The sequence below is a fragment of the Streptomyces sp. MA5143a genome (genome assembly GCF_900290235.1).
Classification (GTDB): Bacteria; Actinomycetota; Actinomycetes; order Streptomycetales; family Streptomycetaceae; genus Streptomyces.
Genome location: NZ_OLMK01000025.1, coordinates 107,422 through 119,199, shown reverse-complemented (window position 1 = coordinate 119,199; position 11,778 = coordinate 107,422). Strand labels below are relative to the sequence as shown.

Annotated in this window: 13 protein-coding genes and 1 pseudogene; 6 read left to right on the top strand and 8 right to left on the bottom strand. The window is 72.4% G+C overall.

What is annotated here, in order from left to right; genetic code table 11:
• Positions 1–275: 275 nt before the first annotated feature.
• The 3 genes and pseudogenes from SMA5143A_RS11825 to SMA5143A_RS42955 all read right to left on the bottom strand — a co-directional run.
• Positions 276–798, bottom strand: a pseudogene (locus tag SMA5143A_RS11825) (SigE family RNA polymerase sigma factor); the annotation flags it as partial.
• 117 nt (positions 799–915) lie between these two features.
• Positions 916–1,497, bottom strand: coding sequence for a hypothetical protein (locus tag SMA5143A_RS11820; protein WP_308812032.1), 582 nt, complete (start codon positions 1,495–1,497; stop codon positions 916–918).
• Positions 1,498–1,627: 130 nt separating this feature from the next.
• On the bottom strand, positions 1,628–1,792 hold the full coding sequence (locus SMA5143A_RS42955) for a hypothetical protein (protein WP_180303715.1): 165 nt from the start codon (positions 1,790–1,792) through the stop codon (positions 1,628–1,630).
• A 132-nt stretch (positions 1,793–1,924) separates the two neighbouring features.
• On the opposite strand from SMA5143A_RS42955, the gene SMA5143A_RS11815 reads away from it, so the two are divergent.
• A complete protein-coding gene (locus tag SMA5143A_RS11815) occupies positions 1,925–2,428 on the top strand; it encodes a SigE family RNA polymerase sigma factor (protein ID WP_099966712.1) in 504 nt (167 codons plus the stop codon).
• The gene (locus SMA5143A_RS11810; protein WP_107462905.1) at positions 2,418–3,185 is read left to right on the top strand and encodes a L,D-transpeptidase family protein; all 768 of its coding nucleotides are present in this window, start codon (positions 2,418–2,420) and stop codon (positions 3,183–3,185) included. Before SMA5143A_RS11815 ends, SMA5143A_RS11810 begins: the two co-directional genes overlap by 11 nt.
• An 88-nt stretch (positions 3,186–3,273) precedes the next feature.
• On the opposite strand, the gene SMA5143A_RS11805 is transcribed toward SMA5143A_RS11810, so the two are convergent.
• Complete coding sequence (locus tag SMA5143A_RS11805; RefSeq protein WP_107462904.1) at positions 3,274–4,464, bottom strand: hypothetical protein; 1,191 nt, start codon at positions 4,462–4,464, stop codon at positions 3,274–3,276.
• A gap of 295 nt (positions 4,465–4,759) precedes the next feature.
• On the opposite strand from SMA5143A_RS11805, the gene SMA5143A_RS11800 reads away from it, so the two are divergent.
• Positions 4,760–5,902 (top strand): hypothetical protein, encoded by a 1,143-nt coding sequence (locus SMA5143A_RS11800; protein ID WP_181361817.1) that lies wholly within the window; start codon positions 4,760–4,762, stop codon positions 5,900–5,902.
• On the opposite strand, the gene SMA5143A_RS11795 is transcribed toward SMA5143A_RS11800, so the two are convergent.
• Together SMA5143A_RS11795 and SMA5143A_RS11790 are read right to left on the bottom strand one after the other, a co-directional pair.
• A complete protein-coding gene (locus tag SMA5143A_RS11795; protein WP_107462903.1) occupies positions 5,889–6,482 on the bottom strand; it encodes a TlpA family protein disulfide reductase in 594 nt (197 codons plus the stop codon). The genes SMA5143A_RS11800 and SMA5143A_RS11795 overlap by 14 nt on opposite strands.
• Positions 6,483–6,603: 121 nt before the next feature.
• Positions 6,604–7,095 (bottom strand): DUF3515 family protein, encoded by a 492-nt coding sequence (locus tag SMA5143A_RS11790; protein WP_107462902.1) that lies wholly within the window; start codon positions 7,093–7,095, stop codon positions 6,604–6,606.
• A gap of 158 nt (positions 7,096–7,253) precedes the next feature.
• Here SMA5143A_RS11790 and SMA5143A_RS11785 point away from each other — a divergent pair, with 158 nt between their 5' ends.
• The gene (locus SMA5143A_RS11785) at positions 7,254–7,805 is read left to right on the top strand and encodes an RICIN domain-containing protein (protein ID WP_258193480.1); all 552 of its coding nucleotides are present in this window, start codon (positions 7,254–7,256) and stop codon (positions 7,803–7,805) included.
• 250 nt (positions 7,806–8,055) lie between these two features.
• A complete protein-coding gene (locus tag SMA5143A_RS11780) occupies positions 8,056–8,496 on the top strand; it encodes a hypothetical protein (RefSeq protein WP_107462901.1) in 441 nt (146 codons plus the stop codon).
• Between the two features lie 264 nt (positions 8,497–8,760).
• Here SMA5143A_RS11780 and SMA5143A_RS11775 read toward each other — a convergent pair whose 3' ends face one another.
• Positions 8,761–9,111 carry a LuxR C-terminal-related transcriptional regulator gene (locus tag SMA5143A_RS11775; protein WP_055520293.1) on the bottom strand — a complete coding sequence of 117 codons (351 nt, stop codon included), beginning with the start codon at positions 9,109–9,111 and terminating at the stop codon, positions 8,761–8,763.
• Between the two features lie 195 nt (positions 9,112–9,306).
• Here SMA5143A_RS11775 and SMA5143A_RS11770 point away from each other — a divergent pair, with 195 nt between their 5' ends.
• Positions 9,307–10,080: a hypothetical protein gene (locus SMA5143A_RS11770; RefSeq protein WP_107462900.1), complete on the top strand. Its 774-nt coding sequence runs from the start codon at positions 9,307–9,309 to the stop codon at positions 10,078–10,080.
• Between the two features lie 96 nt (positions 10,081–10,176).
• Here SMA5143A_RS11770 and SMA5143A_RS11765 read toward each other — a convergent pair whose 3' ends face one another.
• Positions 10,177–11,538: an SdrD B-like domain-containing protein gene (locus tag SMA5143A_RS11765; RefSeq protein WP_258193479.1), complete on the bottom strand. Its 1,362-nt coding sequence runs from the start codon at positions 11,536–11,538 to the stop codon at positions 10,177–10,179.
• Positions 11,539–11,778 lie beyond the last annotated feature (240 nt).

The following is an 11,778-nucleotide window of genomic DNA, read 5'->3' as shown; positions in this document are numbered from 1 at the left end:
GGCGGGGGCGGCTGCGGACCGGCCGTCCTCTTCGGGCGTGGCCGTGGACCGGCCGCCTTCGGCGGCTGCGGGCCGGCCGTCCTCGACGCGGGTGGCGGTACTTCCGCCGCCGTCTGTGCCTTCGGCGGACCAGCCGCCCTCGGCGGGGACGGTGGCGCTACGACCGCCGTCAGCGGCTGCGGTGGCCGACCGGCCGCCCTCGGCGGAGGTGGCGGTCGACCGGCCGTCCTCCGCCGTTCCGGTGGTCCGGGGCGCGCGTCCGCCGTCCTCGGCCTCCTCGGCCGGCGCGGTGGTGAACTCCGGGTGGGCGCGCAGTGCCGCCAGGCCGCGGCGGACATGCGTCTTGACCGTGCCGAGGGAGCAGCCGAGCAGCTGGGCGACCTCCGTCTCGCTGAGATCCTCCCAGAACCGCAGTACCAGCACGGACCGCTGCCGTGCCGACAGCGCCGCCAACGCCTGGTCCAGCGCGGCCCGTTGGGCCACCGACTCGGCGTGCCCGGCCTGCCGATCGTGGACCCGCTCGGGCAGGAACGGGGTCAGCAGATGGGCCACGCGTCTCTTGCGCACCCGGCTGATGTTGTTGTTGACCAGGGAGCGCCGGACGTAGAAGTCGACGTCGTCGCGGGGGATGCGCCGCCAGCGGGCGTACACCTTGGCCAGGGTGGTCTGCACGAGATCCTCGGCCTCGTGGAAGTCGCCGGTCAGCATGTGCGCGGTGCGTACCAGACGCGGCCAGGCGGCGGTGGCGTACGCGGCGAAGTCGCCGTCCTCGGGCGATCCGGGTGTCTCGTGCGGCACGGACGACGGTCCTCGGGGTCGGGAACGTGGGGGAGCGCGCCGTGCGGGCGGGGAGTGGTCAGGTCCCGCGCCCGCACGGTCACGTGGGTGTCGCCTGGCCCCGGCGGGGGCGCCGGGTCAGACCCCCGGGAAACGGAGCTGGGAGTAGACCCGGCCCTTGGTGTCGTAGACGGTGACACCGTGCAGGAAGTCCTCGCCGTTGTCGCCGGGGGGCAGCGGGGTGGTGGCGTACCAGACGCCCCAGCCCGGCTTCCCGGCCAGCTCGATCAGCTTGCCGTGGACCGTGCCCTCGCTCGTCCTCACCTGGACGCGCGAGGCGGTGCCCTTGCCGCCGTAGTAGATCCCGGAGAGGTAGTAGACGCCCTCGTGGCCACTCGCCTGGAGCGAGACGCCGGGCCGGCTCAGGTCGATGTTGCCGTCGACGACGCTGCGGAACTGCGGGAAGTCGGGCAGGTCGGGCTCCACCCAGTGCTTGCCCTCCGCGGTGAGCCACAGCTCGAAGCCGGGCGCGGCGACGACGTGCTCACCGGGCTTGACGATCTTCGGCGTCGGCGCCTTCCGCGCGGCGGCGGCCACCTCGGCCGCGACCGACGTGCCGTGCGCCGTCTCCCCCCGCGAGACGGCGTACGACAGCGTCGGCGCCCCCGCCAGCAGCGTGGTCAGCGCCGCGACGGTGACGTATGTGTGCATCCGTGCCATGGACATGAACGGACAACCCCCAGAGATGTGCGGTGTGGCTGTGTTGTTCTGACACCCCGTAAACCCCGGTGCCGTACGGGTCGGATGACACGCGGGACGAAAAAGTTTCCGAACGGGGTTCCGGCGTCGTTCAGTGGTGCGTCGCGACACCCAGGGCCGCGGGCAGCCGGCTCGGTCCTTCGTCCCGCACCCCCTCCCCGCTGCTCGAACAGCCCGCGAGCAGTAAGGCTCCCAGCGCGCCGGCGGCGAGCGTACGGGCGAGACGTCGGCGGATCCGTGCGGCTCGCGAGGTCATGGTCCCCCCTGTGATGAGTCCTCGGTGTGTTTCGATGTCGGGCGTACGTGGCGTACGTCCGGGACCTGTACGCACGAGGGGGGCGACCGGGTTGCACAGCGGCCCGACGGATTTGTCGATGACGGCGGGGACATGACCGAGGAAGAGTTCGACGCGTTCTACGCCACCGCGTTCCCCCGGCTGACCGGCCAGCTCTTCGCCTTCACCGGGGACCACGGCGAGGCGCAGGACGTCGTGCAGGAGGCGTTCGTCCGGGCCTGGGACCGTCGGCGGGAGTTCCTCGCGGACGGGGCGCCCGAGGCGTGGATACGGACGGTGGCGATGCGGCTCGCGGTCAGCCGGTGGCGGCGGGCGCGCCGCTGGCTGGAGCTGATGCGCCGCGATCCGCCTCCCGAGCACGCGCCCGGCCCCGATCCGGAACGGGCGGTGCTGGTCGACGCGTTGCGCAGACTGCCGGAGGCGCAGCGGATGGCGGTCGTCCTGCACCATCTGTGCGATTTGAGTGTCGAGCAGGTAGCCTCCGAGACCGGTGCGCCCGTGGGCACCGTCAAGGCCAGGCTGTCCCGCGGCCGGGCGGCACTGGCACGCGAACTGGCCCCCGGCGAGGGCGAGAAGGAGCACGGCCGTGTCCGATGAACTCACCCGCCGTCTGCGGGAGTTGGCCGAAGGAGCCGAGGTGCCGCCGCGGCTGCCCGGCGCCGGGATCCGCGCCGCCGCCGGACGCCGCGGGCACCGCCGCCGGACGACCGCGTTCCTCGCCGGGGGCTGCGCGGCCGCGACCCTGGCCGCCGTGCTCACGGTGCACGTCACCGGCGAGGGCGCCGGCCACGGCGCCGAGCAGCGCTCCTCCCCGCTCGCGAGCCCCGGCCCCGACCGGTCCTCCGCCCGGGACGTCCCCTATGTCACGGTCGACCTGTCCCGGCAGGTCCTCAGCGCCGAGGGGCGTGAACTTCCCGTCTCGCTCGGCACCACCGGGACGCCGACGCCGACGGGGCTGATGACCGTCACCGGGAAGCAGACCGTCAGGCTGGTCTCCAGGGACACGGAGGCGTCCACCGGCACCCAGTCGGTGCGCCTGCGCTGGGTCCTCGAACTGGCCCCGCTGGACAGGACGGACACCGCGCCCGGTGAGAGGCCGAAGCCCGGAACGGGGGCCTACATCGCCTCCGCCCTCACTGACGCGCAGGCCGCCCCCGTCGACGACGACACCACCACGGGCTGGATCACCCTGCGCCCCACCGACGCGGCCTGGCTCTACGAACAACTGCCGGAAGGCGCGGTGGTCGAGATCATCGCCCGGTGGCCATCGACGACATCGGGGACAACGGCGACACCGGCGACCCCGAGGGCCACCCCGACGACCGAGAAAGTGACCCCGACCGCGACACCGTGACCCGGCGGGCGCCCCCTCCGACCGGGGGACGCGAACAGGGGTGTGCCGGGCGCACGGGGCGCCCGGCACACCCCCGGCGGGACGTTGGTCAGAACTTGCCGTAGCGGCCGGTCAGGTCCGCCTCGGGGCAGGCCACGGAGCCGATCAGGCACGCCGTGCCCGCGTGCTTGCGGGTGTACACCTTGGTGACCTTGCCACCGTCGTAGATGTAGATGAAGTGGTTCGGGAACAGGCGGTGCTTGCCGGAGCGGATGGTCCAGTTGCCGCTCTTGTTCATGTTGATGGTGAACGCGCCGGACGCCGCGCCCTTCACCCCGCCGAGACCCTTGCAGAACGGGTTGGTGGCGTGGACGTTCATCCGGATGTCCACGGAGTTGCCGCTGCCGCCCAGCTTCTTCGCGTAGACGTTCTTGGCGCTGGCGGTCCTCTTCGCGACGAACTTGCTCGTCTTCTTCACATAGACCGTGGTGGGGTTGATGTGCTTGTTGGCCACCACCTTCTTGTTGCTCCACGTGATGGTGGCGTGCAGCGCGAAGCGGTACTTGCTGGACTTCCAGTTGAAGTCGCTGTGGTCGTCGCCGCCGAACTTGAAGTTCTTCCCGTACTCACAGCCGGCCAGCGGCGCGTCCACGTACTTCTGCGGGATGAAGCCCACCCAGCTCAGCGTGGTCGTCGAGGCGGCCGCCGCGGCGGAGGCCCGCTCGACCGCGGCCTCCCGCATCCCCGTCAGCGACGAGGACTTGGGCACGGCCACCTTCACGCCGTACAGCTGGGAGCCCTGCGCGCCGCCCTTCGGCAGGATCGGGATGATCTGGTACGTGTACTCGGCACCCGCCCGGACCGCCGTGTCGCGGAAGGAGGTCACGCCCGCGCCCAGGGTCGCGATGTCCTTGCCGTCACGGGCGACGACGTAGCGGGCGCCGTCGGCGTAGCCCTTCCAGGACAGCTCCACGAAGCCCTTGCCGGCCGCCGCGGTGACACCCTGACGGGCCATCGAGGAGTCGACGACCGCCGTCTCGCCCGCCGCGGACTTCAGCACACCGAAGCCCTGCGCCTTCAGCTGCCTGCCCTGCGCGGAGTCCGCGGCGAAGCCGGAGACGTCCTTCAGACCGGTGTCGGCCTTCGCGGACAGCGCGGACGCGGAGAACGCCGTGGTGGCGGCCGGGCGCGCACCCGCCGTGTCCTGTCCGCCGAGCGCGTTCGCCTGGTAGGCGCCCGCGACGAGAGTGAGCGGAGCCACGGACAGGGCCGTCGCCTTCGCCAACCGGGAAAGCTGCATGTGTTCTTCTCCTTCGTCCACTGCGATGACGCCGGCGCCCGTGGGAGGGACAGCCTTCGGGTGTCTCGTGTCAGGCGCCTGTCATGACCCTAGGTAGGCGAGGTGACGGTGCGTAAGTGACTCCTGGGGCAGTGCCCTTGAGGGCAGTGCCCCGAAGGACAAGGCGCCGCGCCGGGTCCGCGCCGGGGAACACCGCAGTCCGGCGCCCCTCACCCGTACGTCCCCCCTCCGCTGGTGGGCCGGGCCGGGCGGTGCTGCGGTAGAGCCAAACGCCGTGTTCCCGAAAGGCTCCGCCATGCGCCGTCGTACGCGTCCTCGTACGTCTCGTCGTACGCCCCGTCCATGCCGTGTCCTCGCCCCGCTCCTGGGCGCCGGGCTGCTCCTCGGCACGGTGACGGCCTGTGTGGCCGACCGGACCCCGCCCCCGCGCGGCTTCCCCGAGGCCGCCGTCGACGAGGCCACGCTCCCCGCCTCGCCGAGCGCCCGGCCCGCGGCCCCCGCCCTCACCGACGCCCGCGCCCGCAGCGCGCTGCTGCGCCAGGGCGACCTCGGCGGCGCCTGGTCCGGCACCCGGGGCGCGGCGACCTGGCGCGACGGCCTCCTCAAGGGCCGCACCGATCCCGCCGAGTGCCAGGAACTGCTCGACGCCTTCTACGCCGAGGACCTGCTCGGCGCGCCCCGCGGCGGCCGTGCCGCCACAGGCTTCGACGACGACGAGTACGGCTCCCAGCTGCGCTACCAGGTGGGCGCCTACGACAAGGCCCAGGTCGACGAGCGGCTCGACCACTTCCGCAGCCTCGCCGGGGAGTGCCGCGAGTTCACCGTCACCGGGTTCGGGGACCGCGAGTACGCCGCCGAGATCACCCCCGTCGACCTGCCCCGCGGCATCGGTGACGCCCGGCAGGGGCTGAGGCTGGTCGTCCGCGGCGACGTCGGCGGCGAGGAGGGCGCCCTCACCCTCGACCTCGCCGCGGTCCGTGTCGGCGACACCGCCGTCCTCCTCACCCACGGCGGTCTCTACGGCATCGACGACGACGCCACCCGCGAGGCGGCCCGCGCCGGCGCCGAGCGGCTCCAGCAGGTCCTCGCCGAGCAGAAGACGAAGAAGGACGGGGCGAAGAAGGGGGAGACCAAGAAGGGCGAGACCAAGAAGGGGGAGCCGAAGAAGGGCGAGAAGGGGACGCGGGCGCCGGGTCGGGACGAGGAGGAGACCGGTCGGGAGGATTCGGGCGGGCGGGGCGAGTCCCCGGACGAGTCCCCCGGGACGGCACGGGACGACGCCACCGACGACACCGACGGCTCCGCGGAGGAGGCCACCGGGGACGGCGACACCAGGTCCGGCGACTCGGGCGAAGCCGACGAGTCAGGCGAGTCCGGTGACTCCGACGGTTCCTCGGACGACGAGTACCGGGACGAGGCCCGGGCTACTTCTCGTTGAGGATCGGCGTGACGGCGTTCCGCACGTCGTCCGTGGTGACGGGGGTCTGGGTCGCCCCGGCGATCCGGCCCTCGCGGTCGACGTAGAGGGTGAAGGGGAGGAGCTGCGGGTTCACCAGGCCGCGCGGCAGCTTCAGGAACTGCCTCCCGCCCGGGTCGTGCAGACTCGGGTAGGACAGCCCCAGCTCCTTCTGGAAGGCGAGGGCGTTCTTCCGGCCCGCGTCGTAGCTCACCCCCAGCACCCGCACACCCTGCTCCTTCAGCTCCTGCTGCGCCTTGTCCAGCGCCGGTGACTCGGCGCGGCAGGGGCCGCACCAGGTGGCCCAGGCGTTCACCACGACGACGTCGCCCCGGTAGTCGGACAGGCGGACCGGGCGGCCGTCGACGGTGGTGCCGGAGAAGTCCGGCGCGTCCTCGCGCTGGGCCTTCGGGACGCGCCTGAGCACGGACCCCTCCGACCGGTCGGACTGCCCGGCCCCGGCCTCGTCGGTCTGGAGCGTCTTCGTCGTCGTGCAGCCGGCGAGTACGACACCGGCCGCGATCGCGCACACGACCGCCCGAGAGATCCTCTTCGTCGCCACCTGTGTCCCTACTCCCTGCCCCGGCTCCGCCGACCGGCCGGGCCCTTCCTCCACCCTAGAACCCCTCTCGGCGGGGTTCGGCGGAAGGGCCGGGCAGCTGCCGCCGCCGGGCGTCCGTTCGCTACGGGGTGTCCGCGAGGGACAGGCACTCACCGCTGCGCTCAAGCGGCTTCACGATGCCGGACAGGCCGACCAGGACCGCGTCGGTGGCGGCCCGGTCGGGGGCCACCTGGACCTCGACGGCGGGCTCCCGGCCGTAGGTGATCAGCAGCTGCCGGCCCTCGCGCCGCTCGTCCGCGCGCCACACCCAGTCCACGCCGTCCACCTGGGTGCAGGGGTCCGCGGTGGGCCTGGGGCTGGGGAACCCGCAGCGCACGACGATCGACCCGTCGCCGTACACGGCGGCGCCCTTCGTGTCGGTGTCCGCCCGGTCCAGGCCGGCCAGCCTCTCCGGGTACTGCGCGCTGACCCGGGCGCACGCGGGATCCCCGGCGCGGGGGGCGGCGGCGAAGCTGTAGGCGGGCTCGCCGAGCACCCGCACCGTGACCGTGGCGGCGGTGACGAGCGCCACGGCGCCGGTGGCCAGGAGAGCGATACGGGTACGGCGGAGCATGACGCGATCGTACGGCGGGCGGTGGAGGGCCCTTCCGGCGGGCCGGGTCAGCCCCGGTGACACGTTGCACCTTGGGGCAGTGCCCTAAGAGTCAATACCCCTCCCACCAGCGGGAATCTAGGCTTCTGGTGATCCGAGTACGCGATTGCGAAGGGGACGTGGTCCTGGTGAAGAACGGGGCGAAGGGCCTGGTGCTCGCGGGTGTCGCGGGTGCGCTGCTGGCGGGCGGGGCGATTCCGGCATCGGCGGCCTCCACGGCGGCGCAGGACACCATTCCGAAGGGCTACGGCAACGTGCGCCTGGAGAAGGTGTGGGGCCCGCGCGGCATGTGCCTGTCGATGGACAACGCCAAGGGCAACGGGGCCGTGCTGAAGCTGCGCGGCTGTTCGAGGACGGCGACCACCCAGCGGTGGGACCTCGTGTGGATCAACAACAACAAGCCGAACCAGACCCGGCTGTTCGTGATCAAGAACAAGCACTCGAAGAAGTGCCTGTCCGTGTCGTCGGCCGCGACGAACACCCAGGTCAAGCAGTCGAGCTGCAACAAGTCCAAGGGCCAGCAGTGGGCCCTCGGCGGCAGCAAGATCTACAGCAAGCTCGCCAACAAGGTGATCACCGCCGGCCGTGACACGTCCGGCACGAAGATCACGATCACGCCGTCCGGCAGCTCGGACGCCGCGCGCAAGAAGCAGGAGTGGGGTCTGTCCTGACCCCTCCCGCCGATCCCGCCGCAGTGGCGGGTGACACGGCGAACGGCCTGCTCGCCCGAGGGGGTGAGCAGGCCGTTCGCCGCACCCGTGGTGCCGGACCCCCGACCGGCCCACGGGTCGACGCGCGGGCACCCGGCCCGTGCGGGTGGGCCACCGGCTGAGAGACTCCTGTCGTCCCCCGCCGGCCGACCACGGCGGGGACCGTCGCCGGTCGACCGCCGGTGGCGACGGGGATCCGAGGAGCGCGCGCATGCTGACACCGTGGAGCCGAGCGGCCGGATACGCCGCCCTGGTCACCCTGCCCTCCTGGCTGTGGGGCGCGCTCGTGGTGCACGTGGGCGGGGGTTTCTCCCTCGCCGACCTCGGGCTCGGCATGATCGCCGGGGGCGGGCTGTTCTTCCCTCCGCTGGCCGTCGCCGTGCTGACCGTCGTGCGGAAGGCGCTTCCCGCGCTGTCGCGCTGGCGCACCGCGACCATCGACGTCTCGGTCTACGCGTTCCTGGTGCTGGTGTGCGCGGTGCTGGGCGGGGTGTCGGGCGGGAGCGGTCTCGCGGAGTCGGTCGACTGGGCCTTCGTGATGATGACCGTCGCCCTGCTGGACCTTCAGTTCGTGATGGCGATGGGCCTGAGCGCCTGGGGCTACGACCGCCTCGTGCCGACGGCGCCCTCCGGCCGGGTGATCCGGACCTGAGCGGGGGCCCGCCCTTCGGCGAGCCCCCACCCACAGGTCAGCTCCGCGAGCGGGACCCGGGTCCGGGTCTGGCCGCGACAGGTATGGCTTCGGACATGCGACGCATATTCATATTCACCCCGTAAGTCGGTTCCGTTGCTGTTGAGTTGATTGATCTCTCCCGCTGCGGAGAGTCAAAATTTCCACAAGTGAACGTCAAATCCACGCCGTGCAACGCCCTTGGGGAGGTGTGGTCGAGGGCGCTGGGCCGGTCGCGGCCGACGCTCAGACCGCGGATGCCCCGACGAGTCGGGACGACAGCGGCGCGGCCGAGCCGCACGCGCACCGGGGGTCGGCGCACAGCAGCTCATGGGCGAGGACGGAGAGCACCGCGACCTGAAGCCGGGTCTCCTGCTGCAGTTTCTCCACTATTCGGGCGACATGCGCTTTCACCGTCCGCTCGGCGATCCCGAGTTCACGGGCGAGTTGACGGTTGCCCAGGCCCGTCCCCAGCAGCAGCAGGACTTCCTTCTCCCGGTCCGTCAGCGTCTTGAGCCTGCTGATGTCCCGAACCGGGTCGGCTCCCGTGCGCCGGTAGGCGCACGCGGTGTCTCCTACGTCAGACCTCTTGGTCATGGGTCTGTCCTTCCCGATGCCGCTTTTCCCGACAGAGCCCCGTGCCCCGGGTGCGGCGGCGATCTCCCTCCAACTTAGCGTCCGCTACTGCCAAGAAGAACCCTGTAATGACACGGCCACGTCACAGTGAGGGGATCCCCCAAGGTCACTGCCCGAAGGGACAATTTTGGCCAACTCCGCCGGTCCCTAAGCTCGTTGTCACGCACCATCCAACGGCACACCATCAACGGGGAGATCACTGTGCACAGCCGCTTCACCACGCGCCGCCTCGCCGCCGCAGCCGTCGCGGGAGCCGCCGCCGTCGCCGTGCTGGCGCCGGCCGCGTCCGCCGCCGGGTCCGGCCCGCAGCAGGGCGTACAGACGGTCGCCGACCAGGCCGCCGCGAAGCTGCCGGCGAAGCTGACGGTCGGCAGCTACACCGCCTACCTCAAGGCCCAGAAGACGCCCGAGGCCAGGAGCACCCTCAAGAGCTTCTCCGCGCTGCCGGCCGCCAAGAAGGCCAAGTTCGTCGGGTACCTCCAGGACGGCAAGATCTACGGGTCCCTCTTCAAGCAGCTCAAGGGCACCCTCAACACCCCGGTGACCAACGTCACCTCGTACAACGCGGACGTCAAGTTCGTCCACAACGTGTCCTCGAAGGGCGGCCTCAAGGGCGGTCACCTGGTGACCTACAGCGCGACCGAGAAGATCTTCAACATCCCGGTCACCACCGAGAAGCTGACCCTCCGCTACGAGGTCGTCAAGGGCAAGGTCCAGCGCAACGCCCGCGCCCAGGCCCAGGTCACCAACGTCAACGCCGCGTACGCGATCAAGGGCGGCGCGGTCAAGGTCGCCGTCAAGGGCATCGCCCGCGCCGACGTCACGTGGAAGGCCACGCCGCGTGTCCAGGCCGTCGGCAAGGCCGTCGCCAAGGACCAGGCCGTCACCGGTCACACCAAGACCTGGACCGCCCAGCTGATCCACGGCTGACATCCGGTCTCCCTCACTCTCCCGGGGGAAGTGGCTCCCAACCTTCCCCCGGGAGCCCCACCCTCCGGGACGCGTACGGCACCCTCAGGCCCCTGGTCAGGGCCGATCCCATCCGGGGGTGCCGTGTCGCGCGTCCCGGCCCGGCCGAACGCCCGGAGCGTGCGCGCCCCGGGGCCCCGCGCACTTCTGCCCGCCTCCGCACGGCATCTCGCGCTCGGCGTCGAGGCGGACGAGCAGGCCCGTGCCCTGGGAGGCGTTCTTCGGGGTGAGGGCGTACGGACCGGTGACCGGCTCGGCCGGCAGCACATAGCCCTCGGGGACACCGGTCTCCACCAGGTAGTACGTGCCGGCCGCCAGCGACCCGAACGAGCAGCGGCCGGCGCTCGACGTGGCGCAGTCACCGACGAGCCTGTCCCCGCCGGCCCCCTGCCGCTGGAGTCCGGGCGTCCCGTTGCTGTCCTCCCACAGGCCGAGCACCGCGCCGGCCAGCGGACGCAGCGTCTCCGCGTCCGCCTTCGCGAGCGTCAGCCGCAGCGCCTTGGTGAGACCCGCGTCGACCGTGTGGTTCACATAACCGGGGTCACCGACGTACACCGTGCTCCCGCCGGACGCGTCGACGTCCGAGTCGATGAGCCGGTGGGACCCGGCCTCCCGCGCCGTCCACGTCAGCTCGGCGGCGCCCGGCCGCCCCGGCAGCCCGCTCGGATCGACGCCTCGGTGGTCGAAGGAGACCCGGTAGGTGGTGTCGGGCCGCAGGCCCTGCGCCGTACCGACGTAGTACTCGCCGTCGGCGTCCGTGGTCGTCGTGAGGCTCGGCCCGGACGACGTCGGGTCGAACGTGACCCGCACCCCCGGCACCGGTGGTTCGGACGGGTTCTGGACGCCGTCGCCGTCGGTGTCGAACCAGACGCGGTCGCCGATCTGCACGGGCGCCCCGCGGCGGCCCTCCGGCCCCGGCTCGGGGTGCTCCCTGCGGTGGACGCCGGCCGCCCAGAAGCCGGTGGTGTACGTGGTGTCGTGGGCGTCGGAGACGTCGACGAACCCGATGGGGCTCCGGATGACGTCCGGGCCGTCACCGTGGCCCGCGAGGGCCGGGCGCAGGTTGGCGAGGTCGGGGTTGTGGGCCTGGACGCGGTACCGGCCGCCCCGCAGCGGGGACCCCGCCGGACGGAACGAGGCGGTCCCGTCGGCGCCCGTCGTCCTGGTCAGCACGGTGCCCTGGTCGTCGGTCAGCGTGACCCGCACACCCGGCATGCCCGTCTCCGACGGAGCGTCGTACAGCCCGTCGGCGTCGACCTCCTCCACGACCCGCACGGTCACCGTGCCGTCACCACGCGCCGGGGCACCTGTCGTCGTGGCGCCCGCCGCGACACCCGCCGCCATGGCGCCCGCTGCCATGGCGTCCGCCGCCGTCCCGGTGACCGGGACGACCACCAGGGCCGCCGCCAAGGCGAGCACCAGGCCCGCACACCGTCCCCGTCCCCTTGATCCTCGCCGCACCACGTCTCGCATTCGCCGCTGCCCGCCCGTTCCTGGTCCGCGCCGAGGCGACGGAGCCCGGTGCCCGACGTCGGCTCTGCATTCATATGAAATGCGGGGAGCCGTTAATCAGGCTGAACGGGGCACAGGGCGCGGCCGGGCGCACGGGGCCCGCGCGGGAGCGGACGACGGGGCCGCGCCCTCGCGTCCCGGTTCACC